The 16,497-nt window shown below is 57.4% G+C and carries 17 protein-coding genes and 2 pseudogenes; 8 read left to right on the top strand and 11 right to left on the bottom strand.

Translation table 11 applies throughout. From position 1 onward, the window contains the following. Nucleotides 1-20 precede the first annotated feature (20 nt). From ACZ1G5_RS14275 to dtd, 5 genes are read left to right on the top strand one after another with little or no spacing between them, the layout of a single operon-like run. Nucleotides 21-1,115: an SPFH domain-containing protein gene (locus ACZ1G5_RS14275; RefSeq protein WP_472733474.1), complete on the top strand. Its 1,095-nt coding sequence runs from the start codon at nt 21-23 to the stop codon at nt 1,113-1,115. Continuing rightward, nucleotides 1,112-1,534, top strand: coding sequence for a hypothetical protein (locus ACZ1G5_RS14270; RefSeq protein WP_472733473.1), 423 nt, complete (start codon nt 1,112-1,114; stop codon nt 1,532-1,534). Before ACZ1G5_RS14275 ends, ACZ1G5_RS14270 begins: the two co-directional genes overlap by 4 nt. Beyond that, complete coding sequence (locus tag ACZ1G5_RS14265; protein WP_472733472.1) at nt 1,535-2,638, top strand: TFIIB-type zinc ribbon-containing protein; 1,104 nt, start codon at nt 1,535-1,537, stop codon at nt 2,636-2,638. It begins immediately after the preceding gene. Nucleotides 2,639-2,653: 15 nt separating this feature from the next. After that, complete coding sequence (locus ACZ1G5_RS14260) at nt 2,654-3,583, top strand: carbohydrate kinase family protein (protein ID WP_472733471.1); 930 nt, start codon at nt 2,654-2,656, stop codon at nt 3,581-3,583. Next, a complete protein-coding gene (dtd, locus tag ACZ1G5_RS14255) occupies nt 3,555-3,992 on the top strand; it encodes a D-aminoacyl-tRNA deacylase (RefSeq protein ID WP_472733470.1) in 438 nt (145 codons plus the stop codon). Before ACZ1G5_RS14260 ends, dtd begins: the two co-directional genes overlap by 29 nt. A 1-nt stretch (nt 3,993) precedes the next feature. Here the strand turns inward: dtd and ACZ1G5_RS14250 are convergent. The 5 genes and pseudogenes from ACZ1G5_RS14250 to ACZ1G5_RS14230 form a co-directional block, all read right to left on the bottom strand. Continuing rightward, nucleotides 3,994-4,182 (bottom strand): annotated as a pseudogene (locus ACZ1G5_RS14250) (CAP domain-containing protein); the annotation flags it as partial. Further along, entirely contained in the window at nt 4,110-4,466 is a 357-nt protein-coding gene (locus ACZ1G5_RS14245; RefSeq protein ID WP_472733469.1) for a CAP domain-containing protein, read from the bottom strand. The pseudogene ACZ1G5_RS14250 and the gene ACZ1G5_RS14245, both read right to left, overlap by 73 nt. 91 nt (nt 4,467-4,557) lie before the next feature. Continuing rightward, nucleotides 4,558-5,355: a metal ABC transporter permease gene (locus tag ACZ1G5_RS14240; RefSeq protein WP_472733468.1), complete on the bottom strand. Its 798-nt coding sequence runs from the start codon at nt 5,353-5,355 to the stop codon at nt 4,558-4,560. Next, complete coding sequence (locus ACZ1G5_RS14235; RefSeq protein WP_472734344.1) at nt 5,355-6,098, bottom strand: ATP-binding cassette domain-containing protein; 744 nt, start codon at nt 6,096-6,098, stop codon at nt 5,355-5,357. The genes ACZ1G5_RS14240 and ACZ1G5_RS14235 overlap by 1 nt, the downstream gene beginning before the upstream one ends. Further along, entirely contained in the window at nt 6,095-6,574 is a 480-nt protein-coding gene (locus tag ACZ1G5_RS14230; RefSeq protein WP_472733467.1) for a transcriptional repressor, read from the bottom strand. Before ACZ1G5_RS14230 ends, ACZ1G5_RS14235 begins: the two co-directional genes overlap by 4 nt. A gap of 137 nt (nt 6,575-6,711) precedes the next feature. On the opposite strand from ACZ1G5_RS14230, the gene ACZ1G5_RS14225 reads away from it, so the two are divergent. Continuing rightward, entirely contained in the window at nt 6,712-7,695 is a 984-nt protein-coding gene (locus ACZ1G5_RS14225; RefSeq protein ID WP_472733466.1) for a zinc ABC transporter substrate-binding protein, read from the top strand. Between the two features lie 24 nt (nt 7,696-7,719). On the opposite strand, the pseudogene ACZ1G5_RS14220 reads toward ACZ1G5_RS14225, so the two are convergent. Continuing rightward, nucleotides 7,720-9,278 (bottom strand): annotated as a pseudogene (locus ACZ1G5_RS14220) (trimethylamine methyltransferase family protein). 91 nt (nt 9,279-9,369) lie between these two features. After that, on the bottom strand, nt 9,370-10,065 hold the full coding sequence (locus ACZ1G5_RS14215; protein ID WP_472733465.1) for an HAD family hydrolase: 696 nt from the start codon (nt 10,063-10,065) through the stop codon (nt 9,370-9,372). Between the two features lie 61 nt (nt 10,066-10,126). Between ACZ1G5_RS14215 and ACZ1G5_RS14210 the strand changes: the two genes are divergently transcribed. Beyond that, nucleotides 10,127-13,312, top strand: coding sequence for a 2Fe-2S iron-sulfur cluster-binding protein (locus tag ACZ1G5_RS14210; RefSeq protein ID WP_472734343.1), 3,186 nt, complete (start codon nt 10,127-10,129; stop codon nt 13,310-13,312). On the opposite strand, the gene ACZ1G5_RS14205 is transcribed toward ACZ1G5_RS14210, so the two are convergent. Further along, complete coding sequence (locus tag ACZ1G5_RS14205) at nt 13,309-13,587, bottom strand: DUF3572 domain-containing protein (protein ID WP_472733464.1); 279 nt, start codon at nt 13,585-13,587, stop codon at nt 13,309-13,311. The genes ACZ1G5_RS14210 and ACZ1G5_RS14205 overlap by 4 nt on opposite strands. Before the next feature lie 97 nt (nt 13,588-13,684). Here ACZ1G5_RS14205 and ACZ1G5_RS14200 point away from each other — a divergent pair, with 97 nt between their 5' ends. Further along, entirely contained in the window at nt 13,685-15,076 is a 1,392-nt protein-coding gene (locus ACZ1G5_RS14200; RefSeq protein ID WP_472733463.1) for a diguanylate cyclase, read from the top strand. On the opposite strand, the gene ACZ1G5_RS14195 is transcribed toward ACZ1G5_RS14200, so the two are convergent. Genes ACZ1G5_RS14195 through ACZ1G5_RS14185 form a run of 3 tightly spaced genes read right to left on the bottom strand, consistent with a single transcriptional unit; the run spans nt 15,065 to nt 16,485 of the window. After that, nucleotides 15,065-15,556, bottom strand: a complete 492-nt coding sequence (locus ACZ1G5_RS14195) for a periplasmic heavy metal sensor (protein ID WP_472733462.1) — start codon at nt 15,554-15,556, stop codon at nt 15,065-15,067. The two genes, ACZ1G5_RS14200 and ACZ1G5_RS14195, sit on opposite strands and share 12 nt — an antisense overlap. Further along, a complete protein-coding gene (locus tag ACZ1G5_RS14190) occupies nt 15,546-15,905 on the bottom strand; it encodes a hypothetical protein (protein WP_472733461.1) in 360 nt (119 codons plus the stop codon). Before ACZ1G5_RS14190 ends, ACZ1G5_RS14195 begins: the two co-directional genes overlap by 11 nt. Next, on the bottom strand, nt 15,889-16,485 hold the full coding sequence (locus ACZ1G5_RS14185; RefSeq protein ID WP_472733460.1) for an RNA polymerase sigma factor: 597 nt from the start codon (nt 16,483-16,485) through the stop codon (nt 15,889-15,891). Before ACZ1G5_RS14185 ends, ACZ1G5_RS14190 begins: the two co-directional genes overlap by 17 nt. Between the last annotated feature and the right edge of the window lie 12 nt (nt 16,486-16,497).

The raw sequence follows: 16,497 nt of genomic DNA, 5'->3' as shown, positions 1-16,497 counted from the left end.
TTAACGACGGAGGCCATATCATGGGCATTTTCGATTTTCTGACCGGTGAATTCATCGACGTCATCCATTGGACAGACAAAACCCGTGACACGATGGTCTGGCGGTTTGAGCGCGAAGACCATGAGATCAAATATGGTGCCAAACTGACCGTCCGCGAAGGGCAGGCCGCCGTGTTTGTCCATGAAGGGCAGTTGGCCGACGTCTTTACCCCCGGGCTCTATATGTTGGAAACCAACAACATGCCGATCCTGACAACGCTGCAACATTGGGATCACGGTTTCCAAAGCCCGTTCAAGTCCGAGATCTACTACGTCAACACAACTCGGTTCTCCGATCTGAAATGGGGCACAAAGAACCCGATCATGCTGCGCGACCCTGAATTCGGGCCGACGCGCCTGCGCGCCTTTGGCACCTATACGGTCAAAGTGTCCGATCCTGCCGTGTTCTTGCGCGAGATCGTGGGCACTGACGGCGAATTCACGATGGACGAGATCAGCTATCAGATCCGTAATATCATCGTGCAGGAATTCAGCCGTGTGATTGCGCAATCGGGCATTCCGGTGTTGGATATGGCCGCGAACACCGCTGATCTGGGCAAGCTGGTTGCCAGCGCCATTGATCCCACGATGAAACAATACGGGCTGACGATCCCCGAGCTTTACATCGAAAACATCAGCCTGCCCCCTGCGGTGGAAGAAGCGCTGGATAAACGCACTTCGATGGGTCTGGCGGGCGATTTGGGAAAATTCACACAATACTCTGCTTCAGAGGCGATGACCTCAGCTGCCAACAACCCCGCGGGTGGTGGTATGGCCGCTGGTCTGGGCGCTGGCATGGGTATGGCGATGGCTGGCCAAATGGCGAACCAAGGGCCATGGGGCGCCGCCCCTACGCCACCGCCCCCACCGGTCGAGCATGTTTGGCATATCGCAGCGGGCGGTGAAGTGACTGGTCCGTTCTCCAAGGCTGCAATGGGTCGCATGGTCACTGACGGCAAACTGGCCCGCGACAGCATGGTCTGGACCCAAGGTCAGGACGGCTGGAAAGAAGCTGGTGAGGTCATGGAGCTCGCTCAGCTCTTTACCGTCATGCCGCCCCCACCACCCGGCGCATGACGCAACGCAGGCTGACAATCCTTCTGCATTGGTCCACGCTCATGCTGGTACTGGTCATGATCAAGGGCGGCACGTCTGAGCCGTGGGTCCGCTGGAGCTTCGTGATTGGTGGTGCGCTTTGGGTCAGTATGGCCGCCGCCAAAGGCATGCTATGCAAACCGGGGCCAAAGCTGACGGGCACGCTGCGCGCGGCCTATCCATGGATGCATCGCGGTATGTATGCGGTGCTTTCTGTGACCGTCGCGCTGAATGCAGCAGCGCTCATTGGATGGATGCCGCATGATACCGGTTGGACGGCACTTTTGGTGCTGCTAAGCGCGGGGACGTTGCACGGGTTGTTTCACTTTTGGCGGCACAATGTGCTGTTTGATGGGGCGCTGAAGCTGATGATGCCTCGATTTATGCATAAGATTTTTTAGATGGCGGACGGACAGATCACACAAAGCGACCACCGTTTTCCCTGCGATACATGTGGGTCTGACCTGCGGTTTGATCCTGGCGATCATCACTTGTCCTGCGATCATTGCGGCAATGTGCAACCCATCGAAAGCAGTGGGCCGTGGGCGGGCCGTATCGCAGAGCTTGATTTCCAGCAGGCCGTCCAACAGCGACTTGATGATGAAGATATCGAAGAAACGCGTGTCAACGCTTGTCCCAATTGCGGTGCGCAAACAGAGTTCGACCCCGATATTCACGCCGCAGAATGCCCCTTTTGTGCAACGCCGGTCGTCAGTGACACCGGCACCCATCGCCATATCAAACCGCGAGGCTTGTTGCCCTTTGCACTTGATGAAGCGCATGCGCGCAAGTCTCTGGTCGCATGGCTCGGTAGTCTGTGGTTCGCGCCAAATGGCCTGACAGACTATGCCCGCAAGGGACGCAAGATGAACGGCATCTATGTCCCTTATTGGACCTTCGATGCTGATACCAAAAGCCGCTACACCGGCCAACGCGGCACGCATTACTATGAAACCAAAACCGTGGTCCGCGACGGCAAACGCCGCCAAGTCCGCGTCCGCAAAACGCGCTGGCGGGGGGTGTCAGGCCGTGTCACACGCTTCTTTGATGATGTGTTGGTACTCGCATCCCGATCCCTCCCCAAGAAATACACCGACGGGTTAGAGCCTTGGGACCTGTCATCGCTGGAACCCTACAATCCCGAATACCTGGCCGGGTTTCGCGCCGAGGGTTATCAGGTTGAACTGCCCGACGGGTTTCAAGAGGCCCGCGCCTATATTGACCGGATGATCCACCGCGATGTGAAATATGATATCGGCGGCGATGCCCAGCGCGTGGGCACTGTGGATACTGCCGTCAATGACGTCACCTTCAAACATATTCTGCTGCCCGTATGGTTGGCTGCCTACAAATACCGCGGCAAAACCTACCGCTTTGTTGTGAACGGGCGCACCGGGCGGGTGCAGGGCGAGCGGCCCTATTCTGCGTGGAAGATCGCATTTGCTGTGGTGATCGGGCTTATCCTTGCGCTTGTCGCAGGATTTGTTATCGCTAACAGCCAGTAAAACTGGGAGAGAGTGATGATCCTTTGCTGTGGGGAAGCCCTGATTGATATGTTGCCACGCGAGACCGCGGCAGGTGAGAGTGCTTTCGCACCCCACGCTGGTGGCTCAGTCTTCAACACAGCCGTGGCCTTGGGCCGACTGGATGCGCCGGTGCAGTTCTTCTCTGGCTTGTCATCGGACCTGTTTGGCGATGTGCTGCGCGCGCAATTGTCTGCGTCAAAGGTCGATAGCAGCCCTGCTGCGATCTCTGACCGCCCCACAACGCTTGCCTTTGTCACATTGACGGACGGCCACGCATCCTATGCGTTCTATGATGAAAATACCGCCGGGCGCATGTTGTCCGTCAATGATCTGCCCGACACCAATGCCCACGCGCTGTTCTTTGGCGGGATCAGCCTTGTCGTGGAACCTTGCGGTGCCACCTATGAAGCACTGATGCTGCGTGAAGCTCCCGAACGCCTGACCATGATTGATCCGAATATTCGTCCATCTTTCATCACCGACGAGGCCGCTTATCGTGCACGTCTTACACGGATGATGGGCGCCGCTGATATCATCAAGACCTCTGACGAAGACCTTGAGTGGATCGTTGGGAATACTGACGCAAACGCCTTGCTTGAAAGCTCTGGCGCGCGGGTGATCCTGCTGACGCGTGGTGGCGATGGGGTCAGTATTGTCACGGCGCAAGGCACGTATGACGTCCCTGCAGAAAAGGCCAAAGTCGTTGATACAGTCGGCGCCGGCGACACATTCAGCGCAGGGTTTATGACACAGCTACATCAGAGCGGTCACCTTACCAAAGACGGGATCAAATCCGCAGCTGAAGGTGACCTGCGCGCCGCTGCTGCCTTTGGCGCAAAGGTTGCGGCGATCACTGTCAGCCGCGCGGGTGCAAATCCCCCTGGACTTCTGAGTTGTGAGGGCGCTCATCCAACGCGTCACTGAGGCATCGGTCCGTGTCGACGGCGCTGTGATAGGCGAAATCGGCAAAGGGCTGTTGATCCTTGTCTGCGCCATGGACGACGATGACGAAACCACATCCAAGGCGCTTGCAACAAAGATCAGCAAGTTGCGCATCTTTACCGATGACGTGGGCAAGATGAACAAGTCACTGGTGGATGTCGGCGGATCCGCCCTGATCGTGAGCCAGTTCACACTGGCCGCCGATACATCACGTGGCAACAGACCGGGTTTTTCATCCGCGGCGGCCCCCGACGCGGGACGCGCGCTTTATGAACAGTTCATTTCAGAGATGTCTGATTTGGGCATTGCCACAGCAACCGGATCTTTTGGGGCTGACATGGCTGTCAGCCTGACCAATGACGGACCCGTGACGATTTGGCTCGACGTCTAGCCTAGCACTGCTTGCCGACAACCAGCACCCAATAGGGGCCTTTGGGGCCTTGCGTGATGCCGATACCCATCTCCTCGATCCGGGGGTGCAGCATGTTGCGGCGGTGACCGGGCGAGTTCATCCAGCCAGAAATAATCTGCTGCGAGCGTGGATATCCCCAAGCGATGTTTTCAGCGACAATGCAATTATCATAGCCGGCCTCTTGAACGCGCGCCTGTGGACGTGATCCATCCGATCCACGGTGATCAAAAAATCATTCGCCAGCATGTCACAAGCATGCACCATCGCAGCCTGCCCCAGACGGCGGTTGAACCGTAACGGCGCTTCGCCATTGGCACGGCGGCTTTGGTTGACACCGGCAGCAATCTGGGTTGCCAATTCATTGACGTTCGGGGGCGCTACGCAATTGGCAGCAGCTGTCGTTCCAACAAAAGAAAAGGCCAAAACGGCCATCATGCGAGCGAGGTTTTTCATAGCATCCGTCCCGAAGCTTGAGTGCGATTGGTGTACTTGTCGCGACAGAACGGGGCAACGCTAAGGCAGCGTCAGGGCAGTTGGGCGGCAATTAAGTGCCGAACTTGCGCAAGCTGCGTCCAATGGCACTCACGGCAAAGATTGTTGCCGCCACACAAATAATCATCGGGCCAACAGCCGTATCGAAAATCACGGCAAGCCGCAGACCCGCAACGGCGCAAAGCGCGCCAATTGCCATCGACAAAAACGCCATGCGCTCCGGTGTGCTGGCGTAGTTGCGTGCCGCTGCTGCGGGGATGATAAGCAGCGCAGTGATCAAAAGGGCACCCACGACCTTGATTGCGACAGCGACCACAGCAGCCAACAGCAGTGTCAGCAGCAATTGCGCCTGACGCGGGTTCATCCCTGCCGCATATGCCAAATCGGGGCTGAGTGTGGCGGTCAGCATCGCCGACCAGTGCCACCAAAGCGCTGCAACCACCAAGGCACCGCCACCCCAGATCACGGCAAGATCCATGCGCGTCACGCTGAGCACATCACCAAAAAGATACGCGTCCAAATCAATGCGCTGACCGGGGATCAACGTGACCGCAACAAGCCCCAAGGCCAAGGCTCCATGCGCCAAGACACCCAGCATGGTGTCCACCGCAGCGCCCTGCCCGCTTAACCCGTGGATCAGGAATGCCATCGTCAAAGCGACGACGCCCACACCCAGCGTGATCGACGTGCCAAACAGCAGCGCCAATGCGACACCAAGAACAGCAGCATGGGCAGTGGCGTCACCAAAGTAGGCCATGCGCCGCCAGACAACGAAACATCCCAACAGCCCTGCGGCAATGGCCGTGCCAACACCCGCCAGGGCAGCCCGCACCAGAAAATCATCAAGCATTACTCTGCCGCCTCGTGGTGGTGATTGTGATCATGGTCGTGGCCGTGGTCGTGATCGTGCCGATAAAGCGCCAAAGCGCCGCCCGTCCCTGTGCCAAAGAGTTCGCGGTACGCAGGTGCCGCCGAGACGACCTCTGGGGTGCCTTCGCAACAGATATGACCATTCAGGCAAATCACACGGTCAGATGCGCTCATGACAACATGCAACTCATGACTGACCATCAAAACGGCACAATCCAGATCCTTCCTGACCGTTTCAATCTGACGATAAAACGCGGCTGATCCGGGTTGATCAAGGCCTTGTGTCGCCTCGTCCAACATCAGGACATGGGGTTTGCCAAGAATCGCGCGGGCCAACAAGACCCGTTGGAACTGGCCACCAGACAGTTGCGACATCTGTTGCCCCCCGACACCCGCAACACCTGCGATCCGCAACGCGTCGGTCACCTCTTGCTTTGCCACTGCATGTGGCAGATTCAAAAACCGATTGACCGTGATCGGCAAGGTCGGATCGATATGCAATTTTTGCGGAACATACCCAATACGCAAACCTGATTGGCGCGTGACTTGGCCCTTTTGCGGTTTGAGCGCCCCGATCAAAATGCGCAGCAATGTGGATTTACCTGACCCGTTGGGCCCGACGATGGTGACGATCTCGCCACGATCAAGCCCAAGGCTGACGCCCTGCAAGACCCGCTGGCCTCCGTGACCAAACTCAATATGACGCGCATCAATCAGGCTCATGATGGTGCCGCCGATTGGCAGGCAGGACATAGGCCTTCGGCCTCGATCATCGTCTGCTCGACCTGAAAGCCGCTTTGGGCCGCGGTCTGATCCATCGCAGCATGCGCCTGCGCCTCTGCCACCTTGCCACAACTGCGGCAGATCATGAACGCAGGATCATGGGGCGCACCGGGATGTGCGCAGGCGATGAAGGCATTCAGCCGCTCAATTCGGTGGACAAATCCCTGCTCCACCAGAAAGCTCAACGCGCGATAAGCGACAGGTGGCTTGGACCCCAAACCTTCTGCATCCAACCGCGCGAGCACATCATAAGCGCCCATTGCCGCATGGCTTTCCAACAAAATTTCCAGCACTCGCCGCCGCACCGGCGTCAATTGCACCGCGCGTTCACCACAAGCAGCATCCGCCGCATCCAGCGCCGACCGGATACAGGTCGTGTGATCGTGACTGGCAAACCCAAGGGTATCTTGCGGCATCTTTGTCTCTTGTTATGTTATAACATACAAACTATAGCAATTGCGACTTTAAAGAACAAGGACCGCACCCATGATCTCGTTCACTCACTGCACTCACATTGCTGCCCGTTGGCGCATTCGCCGAGGTCCCGCGCGTGATGACTGACATCGCACCGATCCACAGCCTGGCAGCACAGGTCATGGGTGATTTGGGTACGCCTGATGTGCTGTTGCCTCCTGGGGCCGACCCACATGATTTTGCCTTGCGTCCCAGTGATGCGTCGCGTTTGGGTGATGCCGACATCGTCTTTTGGGTGGGTGAAGGGCTTACCCCGTGGCTGGAAGAGCCGCTCGAAACGCTCGCCCCGTCGGCCGTCCATGTGAGTTTGCTGGAAACCGAAGGATGGGAAAAACGTGACATCCGGGGCCATGATGAGCATGGTGAAATTGACGCGGACGATCACGACGATCATGATCACCAAGAAGAAAAGACCGAAGCAGGCGCCCACGACCATGATGACCACGGGCATGACGACGACCACGACCATGATGAGCATAAAGACGACGCAGATGCACATGATGATCACGGGCACGATGAAGCGCACGCGCATAATCATGGCGATTTCGATCCACATGGCTGGCTTGACCCAACAGTTGCGCAGGTTTGGGTCGCTGCAATCGCAGACCAGCTAAGCGCGGCCGATCCCGACAATGCCGCCACCTACGCGGAAAATGCGCAAACGGCGATTGCTGATCTGGTGACATTGGAAACCAGCTTGGCTAATCAGTTGGCCGGATTGTCAGAGCGTGCTTATGTCCTGCCCCATGATGGGTATCAGTACTTTGAGACCCGCTTTGGGCTGACCGCCCAAGCCACAATTTCAGGCATTGACGGGCGCACGCCTGGGCCCGCACAAATCGCCGGTATCCGCGAACAGATGGCAGCGCAATCTGTCGTCTGCGTTTTCAGCGACGCTGCAATCACTGATCGCTGGGCAACGGTCATCATCGAAGGAACGGACGCAAAGACGGCCAAAATCGACGGTATTGGCAAGGGCTTAGAGGCGGGGCCCACGCTTTATGGTGATTTGCTGACCAGACTTGCAGCACAGTTTGCACAGTGCCTTGGGGATGAGGCGTAAGGCGCCCGTTGAACTATCGCTCTGTTAAAAATCGGTCGGCGCACCGCCCTCAGCTTTGCGCCGCGCGACGAATGCCGCCAGTTCGTCCTTTATGGCGATATCCATAGGTGGTGCTTCGAACTGTGCGATGATGTCTTTGAAGGTACGATGGGCACGCTCGGCGGTCCAGATCCCCCCGCAGTTTCCCATGCTTCAAAGTTGCGCCAGTCTGACACGAATGGTTGATAGAAGGCACTTTCATAGCGCTCTTGCGTATGCTCAATCCCAAAGAAATGCCCGTTTGGGCCGACTTCTTTGATGGCATCAACCGCGATATCCTCAGGTGTCGTGGCGACGACCTGAGGTTCCATATAGCGTTGGATCATCTGGATGACTTCGCAATCCATAACAAATTTTTCGGGGCTCGCGATCAATCCCCCCTCAAGCCAACCGGCCGCATGATAGACGACGTTGGTTCCGGATTGCACAGCTGACCAAAGCGAATTTGATGTCTCCCACATCGCTTGTCCGTCGGGGACGTTGGCTGCACAAACACCCGAGGCCCGCATCGGAAGGCCGTAGAACCGCGCCATCTGCCCTGTGATCTGCGTCGCGCGCATGTACTCGGGCGTGCCAAAGGCAGGGGCGCCTGATTTCATGTCGACATTGCTGGTGAAAGTGCCAATCACACACGGTGCACCGGGGCGGACATACTGGAACAATGCAATCGCGCTGATCGCCTCTGCGATCGACAATGTCACGGCGCCCGTCATCGTGACCGGGGCCATCGCACCCGCAAGCGTGAACGGCGTAACAATCACCGCCTGTCCGCGACGCACGCAACGCAGGCAGCCGTCAATCATCGGTACATCATGCTTCAGCGGCGAGGTTGAATTGATGTTGGTATACATATGTGGCTTGGCTGTGAAGTCTTCTTCGCTGAGCCCGCCCGCAATCTTGACCATCTCCATCACGTCTTCGACGCGTTCTTTGCCCAGCGAATAGGCATGCGCCACTTTGTCCGTCAGCGTCATCTTATCATAGACAACGTCCAGATGCCGGACAGAGGCATGCACATCCACAGGTTCAACGGGATATCCGCCAGCGAAGTGAATACAGTTGAAATACTGGGTCAGGCGCAGCAGGTCAGCACATTGTGCGCGGCTGCCCGACACCTTTTTTCCGATCTCAAGGTCAAAGTAATTGGGCGGGGATGAGACATTCCCAAACAAAATATGCTTGCCGCCAATTGTGATCTTCTTGTCGGGATTGCGCGGTGTCACGTCAAACTGCGCAGGAGCATGGCCCAGCATTTCCATGACCCATTCGCGATCCATACGGACATTGGCTCCATTAACGGTACATCCGGCCTTTTTGAACAGGACGAGCGCCTCTTCGTTTAGAAATTCGATCCCGATGTCTTCGAGAATACGCATCGCACCATCATGGATGGCCTGCACCCCATCAGGGTCCAATGGCTCTGTCGGCCGGTCTATGTTGATCGGAAGCCGCCATGGCATCTGCTCAATTGCAGCGCTTCCGCGCCGGTTCGCCGCGCCCGCACGTCCGCCCCCGCGCCGTCTTGGTTTGCCGGTGTCAGCCATTGATTCATCCCTCGCTACACCCGCCAAGCATCGCAAACCGATACTGCGGGGGATGATGGGAAACCGACAGATGATGTCGGAAACGGGGTTTTCACCGGTTTTCTGTAGTCAGCCAGTTCGGAATATCACCAATCGTTGGCAAGACGGCATCGGCAAAAGGTTCAAGTTCAGCCCTTGGGGCCGGTCCGGTCAAAACCCCGATCGTCTGCATCCCTGCGGCACGTCCGGCACATAAGTCATGTGTGCTGTCGCCAATCATCGCGCAGGCCTTTGGTTCAAGACCTGTTTGCGCACAAAAGCCCAGCAGTTGACCGGGTGCGGGCTTGCCGCCAAATCCACTGTCATACCCTGCGATAAAGTCAAACTGCGCCGTAATCCCAGCCTTGTCCAAATGCTGCCGGGCGGGCACCTCTGCATCATTTGTCGCGATACCTAGACGATAGCCTGATGATTTCAGCGCCGTGAAGAAGGGCAAAAGCGGGACTGCTTCGACCTGTGCGACCTCTGCTGTGGCGCTGTTCATGCGCTCCAGCAAAGCCGCCTTGTCCATGTCTGGAAGGACGCTGAGCATGCAATCCGCCGTTTCGCCAACGGTCGCCGCGATCACAACACTATCGGGTCGAAACTTCTGCGCCTCAACATCATATCCCATCGCGTTGGCAAGGGCATCAAATACCGCCGGATCACCCGCGGCCTCGGCTTCGAGCATCCCACGTGTCCAGGTCCCCCAGGTCGCGTTGAAGTCGAACAAAGTGCCGTCCTTGTCGAAAATGAGACCCTTGATCATGGTCCGCCCTCTCTATCATGCATTGACACCGGACCCTGCCCGCAAGACGGTGTCAATCGACATGTTGAAACTCCGTTCTTATCGCAACCGCCCAATGCATCTTGGGCCCTTCCCGGTGGAAAAACTGCGCCGCACAAATGCGCCGGATTTGTCCCGGCTTGCGCCCATGAAAGGGCTGACGTTTCGCGCGACACATGATCCGTCAAGCATTGTGAATGCGATGCAGGACTATCAGGCCATGCTTGATGCAACACGCGATGGTCTGGTCAAGCGTGAGATCGCGGAAATTCCTGATGATCTGACCGAACGCGCCAACCACCTGAAGTCGTTTGGCTATTACTGCGATGCAAGCATGGTTGGCGTTTGTGCAATTCCCGCAGACGCGTGGCTCGAAAAGCCCATCATCAATCCCGATGTCGACCGGCTTGCCGACAAGTTGCGTACGATCCAGCCAAAATCACTTGCGGCTGGCATTGACGTCATCATGGCCGGCCTGCGTGAAAGTATGGCGATGCCGCCTGTCGACTGCCGACATCATACGCATGCACTGGTGTTCCTTTACGATCATCCACGCGCGCCGAAAAAGGGAGAGCAGGGAACGGCATGGATCAAAGATGCGCTACCACAGCGTGCGTGTCTGCGCGGTGCCGAAACGGCAGTCACATTGGCAAGCTACATCCGCACTTTGGGCTACGAGGCGCGCGCCCATTCGATGGCAGCCTCTGACGTGCATCTGGGCGCCTTGGCAGTTCAGGCTGGTTTGGCCGCTCTAGAGGATGGCAGCTTGATCAACCCGTTCACAGGTGACCGGTTTGGACTTGCGGTGATCACGACAACCCTAGAGATGACACCCGACCAACCGATTGAACCCGGACAAAAACCGCCCAGTAGCTATCAGACCGGTCTGGGTGATCATGCAAAATCAGCCCGTACGCGCGATCCGTTTGCCAAACGCGACTTCGCCCTTGGTCCGCATCCGTTTGAGACACTCAAACGCGTGGCCGAGCCTACCACCTATATCGACCGTGCAAACGTCGCGCGGGTGCCAAAGCGCGCTAATCTCTTTGTGCGCGGCTTGTTCGGGGACATGGGCAAACATGTGCAAGAGGCGACCAAGAACGGCAATTACGTCCGCAAATCGGCGGCGGCTTTTGCCTTTCGCCCTTCACTTGGCGCATTCGTCTTGCTGCAAGATGGTGCGGCTGCGGATACCCAAGTGACAGACACGCCCGAAAACAACGCGGCCAACATCAAGGCGGCACTCTATTTTCTGGGGGTTGATGCGGTTGGCCTGTCAGCTTGTCCCGACTGGACATACTATAGCCATGACACGGCGGGTGACCCCATCACGCCCTACCATGAAAATGCCATTTCGATGATCATCGATCAGGGTCACGAGACAATGGAAGGCGCGTCCGGTGACGACTGGATCGCCTGCGCGCAATCCATGCGGGCTTATCTGCGGTTCTCGCTTTTGGGCGGCGTGCTCGCACAGCACCTGCGCAACCTTGGCTATACTGCACGGGTACATTCGGTGATGGATGAAGAGGTATTACATCCACCCCTTTTGCTGCTATCGGGACTGGGCGAAGTCAGCCGCATTGGTGAAGTGATCCTGAACCCTTTCCTCGGCCCCCGACTAAAGTCCGGGGTTGTCACAACAAACATGCCCATGACTCACGACAAGCCGATCGACTTTGGCCTGCAGACGTTTTGCGATGCGTGCAATAAATGCGCCCGTGAATGCCCGTCAGGCGCTATCACAGCTGGGCCAAAACTGATGTTCAATGGGTATGAAATCTGGAAGTCTGATAGCCAAAAATGCACGACTTACAGGGTCAACCAAAAGAACGGGGCGATGTGTGGGCGCTGCATGAAAACATGCCCATGGAACCTTGAAGGATTGTTTGCAGAGGCCCCCTTTAGAAAACTGGCGATGACCGTCCCGCAAGCGGCCAAGACGCTTGCCAAGCTTGATGACAGGCTTGGGAAGGGATCCATCAACACCGTCAAAAAGTGGTGGTGGGATCTCGAGATGGAGGACGACGGTGCCTATCGCCCCTCGCGCCATCCGGTAAATGCGCGGGCATTGCAGACCGATCTTGATCTCAAATTTGCGGATCAAACGCTGGCCGTTTACCCCGCCCCGCTGGCGCCCCCGCCCTACCCTTGGCCCGCGCCGATGGATCGCGAAGCCGGGATCGCGGCACATGATGCAATGATATCGGCCAAGGAACACCGAAAACGCCGCGCCGCGGGCTTGCCAGCCGAGCATATTTATACCCCGGCCAAGGGCAACACGCCGGTCATTCCTGTCGTGATCGGCAAGGTCACCCAAATGACCCAAGACATCGCCAAATACACGTTCGCCCGGCCAGACGGCGGCGATCTGCCACAAGCAACCGCCGGGGGTCATATCGACGTTGTCGTCGCGCCAGAGTTCTTTCGACAGTACTCGCTTTGTGGTGATCCGGCGGACCGCAAAAACTACCAGATCGCGGTTTTGCGCGAAAATGAAGGGCGCGGTGGCTCAGCATTGTTGCACCGCATTTTTGAGGAAGGACGGCGCGTGTTTATCTCGCGCCCGATCAATCATTTCCCACTGACCGAGGATGCCACAAAATCCTTGTTGATGGGTGGCGGGATAGGCATCACCCCGATGATCGCGATGGCGCACAGGCTGCACGCCATAGGGGCCAATTTTTCGTTGCACTACAGTATGCGACGCCGCAGCGACGCGGGCTTTCTGGATGAATTGACCAGCGTACCGTGGGCATCCAACGTCCATTTGCACATCTCGGACGAAGGGTCGCGTGCCAATCTTGACCAGCTCACCAAATATCACGACGGCGCGCATATCTACACCTGCGGGCCGGACGTATATATGGCGGCCGTCATGGACGCAGCACAAGCAAACGGCTATCCCGACGACGCGCGTCACTTGGAATATTTTGCAGCGCCGGAACAACCTGACTATGACAACCATGCGTTCAAACTTGCGCTGAATGACGGGCGTGAAATCTTGGTTTCAGAAGGTCAGTCTGCCGCCGATGCGCTGATCGCCGCAGGTGTGCATGTTGATTTGAAATGCGCGGATGGGCTGTGCGGTGTTTGTAAATGTAAACTGCTTGACGGTGCCGTTGAGCATCGCGACTTCGTCTTGTCGAAAACGCAGCGCGAAAGCGAGATTATTCTTTGCCAAAGTCGCGCACTGCAAGCGGATGATACGTTGCGAATTGATCTTTAGGTCCAATGCACGTTTTCCGCCCCCGGCAAGGCGTAGCGCGCGCGCAAGGGCTGATCATACCCCAAGGAAATCGTGTCACAAAAGGCCACAACCCACGCATCATCCATCGTGATAAAGTCCAGCACCGCCGCAAGAAACGCAGGGTCAGAGGCACGTTCGCGCAGGTCATCAACGGACCCGCCCGAGGCGCCCAGAAATACAGGGCACAACTCATCATTGGCTGCCAGCCATCCCAGTGCCTGGAGTGCGATGACTTCTGCTTGTTCTTGCTGCATTCATAAACCTTACGCGCTTGGAAACCGTTTCTTAACCATTACTCCCGAAATTGTTTGCATGGAATCGAGCCGATGGCTCCTAGATTGGGTGCAAGAAATGCCGGGGCGAATACTGATCATCGACACTGTTGCGACAAACAGGATCGTGTTGAAAGTAAAAATGTTGGCCGCACAGTTTATCGTTGATGCTTGTGCGACGAAAGCGGATGCAATTAACCTCATTGCGACGAACAGACCAGACTTGATTTTGGTCAACCTTGCGGATGCGACGCAGGACCAACACGCGCTTTGCAGTGAACTGCGCCGTGCACCGGAAACAGCCTCGATCGCAATTATCGCCGTTGGGGTCGCCGATACATCCCGCGCCCGATTTGCGGCGTTGGACGCGGGCGCTGATGATGTGCTTCCGCATCCCGTCAATGACGCGCTGCTCTTGGCAAGCATGCGCAGCCTGCTGCGGGTTCGCAGCACGACGCAAGAACTGTTCTTGCGCGAAAGCACAAGCCGCGCCCTTGGCTTTGAAGAACCAAAAACCAGTTTCGATGGGGCGGCAAAAATCGCATTGCTCAGCCCAAGCCCCAAGGACGAAGATGAACTGCTTGCCACCCTGAGCGCAGGATTGCGCAACACCATTCAAATTGCTTGCCCAGCGGATGTATTGATCGCCGAAAGGGAAGATGCCACGCACGATCTGTTCGTCATCAATGCCTCTCAGGCGGATACACATTATAGCAGTTTGTTTGGCTTGGTCTCGGACCTGCGGTGTCGGACGCAGACGCGGCTGGCAGGACAATTGGTCTTGGTTCCAAAGGACAAACCGGAAGTCGCGGCAATGTTTCTGGACCTTGGGGCGGACGATGTTGTCCCCGACACTTGCGACGCGGACGAACTCGCCTTACGGGCAAAACGGCTCATCGCGCGCAAGCGCGCGCATGACAAACTGCGGGATAATGTGCGCAGCGGACTAAATGCTGCTGTCACGGATCCGCTTACCGGGTTGTTCAATCGCCGGTACGTCGAACCCCATTTGGCACGGCTGGCCGAACAATCGGGAAAATCGGGGCGCGAATTGGCAGTGATGATGATCGACATAGATCACTTCAAGTCCATCAACGATACCCATGGGCATGCGGGCGGTGACAAGGTTCTGGTACAACTGTCGGACCGGCTCCGCGAAAACTTGCGCGCCGTTGACCTTGTGGCGCGAATGGGTGGCGAAGAATTCCTGATCGCGATGCCCGGCACATCGGTCACGGATGCAAGATTGGCGGCAGATCGACTACGCGAACTGGTCAACACAACACCTTTTGAACTGGGCGACGGTCAGCCGGCCATCAAAGTAACTGTGTCGGTTGGGGTTGCTGTCAGTCAACAAATCACGGCCGAGCGGGCGACAATCGACAAGATATGTGACCAGGCCGACAAAGCACTTTATGCTGCGAAATCCGCAGGCCGCGATCAGGTCGCCATGAGCAAATCAGCCGCCTGAATCGCGGTTGCGTGGCGGGCGCGCGCGCGACAGCTCTTGGGCCAATTGATCTGCAAATTCACGTCTGCGCTCGGGCGTCATCGCGATGATCTGTTCCACAACAGCGCCCCGCGCCGAGGACTGAAGATCGGCCATACGCAAGGCCTGTTCATCCACAATCACACGTAAGGCATCTGGATCAAAAGGTTCGGTATTCAAAGCGGTCACCATGTCGGTCACGCGGTCACGCAGGTTAAGATCGCGAAGGACACGATCTTGGCGCAGGTTGCGCCCGACCGCACGTCGTTCATCTTTGTCCAGCGCCCGCGCAACCGGACCAAGACCCAAATCAAAACTGCGCGGCGGCTCTTTGCCCAATCGACCTGATGCAGCGGTCCCGACCACCAAACCGACAACGGCCAAATTCAACGCCAGTGAAATCACCAACACGATCCGCCACAGACGGCCAGGCCGCCCCTTTAGCGTCACATCATCCGTCATTCGAGAACGCTCCTTCATCAAACATCAGGTCCGTCGCAAACAGGCTGACGCTTACCTCGTCGCCGATCAAGTTTGCTGTCAGGTCTGACACAGGCGCTGGCGGGGCAACACCTACCCAGATGCCCGCGACCGTTGCAGCCGCAAGGCCACTAACCGCTGGCCAGCCACCGATCGCATCCAGCAGGCGCGCCCACAATCCCGGGCGCACGGTGCCCGCCGCAGGGGCCGACAACTGGGCCGCGTCTGCATCAGCCAAGACACGCGCAAGTAACGCATCACTTGGCGCCGGGGCAGCCCTCCGTGCCGTCGCCAACAGATCATCCAGCATATCGTCATTCGGGTTCGTCATCATCATACCCCAGTTCTGCCTTTCGCCCTGCCATGATATCGGCAAGGGCGCGTTTCCCGCGCGCTGTCAAACTTTCTACGGACCGCACCGAGATGTCCATAATTTGTGCTATTTCGGGATTTGCGAGCCCCTCCAAGTGCCGCAATGATACGGCTTGCGCCTGTCGTTCTGGCAATTGTGCCAGTGCATCGGACAAAGCTGCCATACGCGCTTTGGTCTGTAATTGCGCCGCCACAGTGGGTGCGGCGTCGATCGGTTCGGCAACCTGATCGAGAGACAGACCGCCACGACGTTTGCGCAAGCGATCTGTGCAAAGGTTGGCCACAACGCGGTAAAGCCAAGTACTGATCTGAGCCTCGCCCTGTCGCCAATCCGGTGCAATTTTCCACAAGCGCATCATCGCATCCTGCGCCACATCTTCGGCCTCCGACTGATTGCCCAGCATCCGCGTCGCCTGCCCCAGAACGCGCGGCAGCAAGCGCTGCGTCAATATACGGGCGGCCAGCGCATCGCCGTTGGCGTAAGCAACCAAAAGCGCCTCGTCCGGGGCGCCCGCGAAAGGATCTGCCGATACATCCATCTATACGTTTGC

Source organism: Yoonia sp. JB2-21 (genome assembly GCF_055693545.1).
The sequence above is the reverse complement of the archived record's forward strand: the minus strand, read 5'-3'. Positions and strand labels throughout refer to the sequence as shown.

What these genes read in the sequence shown, in the direction of transcription:
- ACZ1G5_RS14195 (WP_472733462.1), bottom strand. Translation starts at nt 15,556, where the DNA reads ATGACGGATGATGTGACGCTAAAGGGGCGGCCTGGCCGTCTGTGGCGG.
- ACZ1G5_RS14230 (WP_472733467.1), bottom strand. Translation starts at nt 6,574, where the DNA reads ATGCCGCAAGATACCCTTGGGTTTGCCAGTCACGATCACACGACCTGT.
- ACZ1G5_RS14240 (WP_472733468.1), bottom strand. Translation starts at nt 5,355, where the DNA reads ATGCTTGATGATTTTCTGGTGCGGGCTGCCCTGGCGGGTGTTGGCACG.
- ACZ1G5_RS14235 (WP_472734344.1), bottom strand. Translation starts at nt 6,098, where the DNA reads ATGAGCCTGATTGATGCGCGTCATATTGAGTTTGGTCACGGAGGCCAG.
- ACZ1G5_RS14200 (WP_472733463.1), top strand. Translation starts at nt 13,685, where the DNA reads ATGCCGGGGCGAATACTGATCATCGACACTGTTGCGACAAACAGGATC.
- ACZ1G5_RS14225 (WP_472733466.1), top strand. Translation starts at nt 6,712, where the DNA reads ATGACTGACATCGCACCGATCCACAGCCTGGCAGCACAGGTCATGGGT.
- ACZ1G5_RS14205 (WP_472733464.1), bottom strand. Translation starts at nt 13,587, where the DNA reads ATGCAGCAAGAACAAGCAGAAGTCATCGCACTCCAGGCACTGGGATGG.
- ACZ1G5_RS14275 (WP_472733474.1), top strand. Translation starts at nt 21, where the DNA reads ATGGGCATTTTCGATTTTCTGACCGGTGAATTCATCGACGTCATCCAT.
- ACZ1G5_RS14210 (WP_472734343.1), top strand. Translation starts at nt 10,127, where the DNA reads ATGTTGAAACTCCGTTCTTATCGCAACCGCCCAATGCATCTTGGGCCC.
- ACZ1G5_RS14185 (WP_472733460.1), bottom strand. Translation starts at nt 16,485, where the DNA reads ATGGATGTATCGGCAGATCCTTTCGCGGGCGCCCCGGACGAGGCGCTT.
- ACZ1G5_RS14190 (WP_472733461.1), bottom strand. Translation starts at nt 15,905, where the DNA reads ATGACGAACCCGAATGACGATATGCTGGATGATCTGTTGGCGACGGCA.
- ACZ1G5_RS14270 (WP_472733473.1), top strand. Translation starts at nt 1,112, where the DNA reads ATGACGCAACGCAGGCTGACAATCCTTCTGCATTGGTCCACGCTCATG.
- ACZ1G5_RS14260 (WP_472733471.1), top strand. Translation starts at nt 2,654, where the DNA reads ATGATCCTTTGCTGTGGGGAAGCCCTGATTGATATGTTGCCACGCGAG.
- ACZ1G5_RS14245 (WP_472733469.1), bottom strand. Translation starts at nt 4,466, where the DNA reads ATGAAAAACCTCGCTCGCATGATGGCCGTTTTGGCCTTTTCTTTTGTT.
- ACZ1G5_RS14215 (WP_472733465.1), bottom strand. Translation starts at nt 10,065, where the DNA reads ATGATCAAGGGTCTCATTTTCGACAAGGACGGCACTTTGTTCGACTTC.
- ACZ1G5_RS14265 (WP_472733472.1), top strand. Translation starts at nt 1,535, where the DNA reads ATGGCGGACGGACAGATCACACAAAGCGACCACCGTTTTCCCTGCGAT.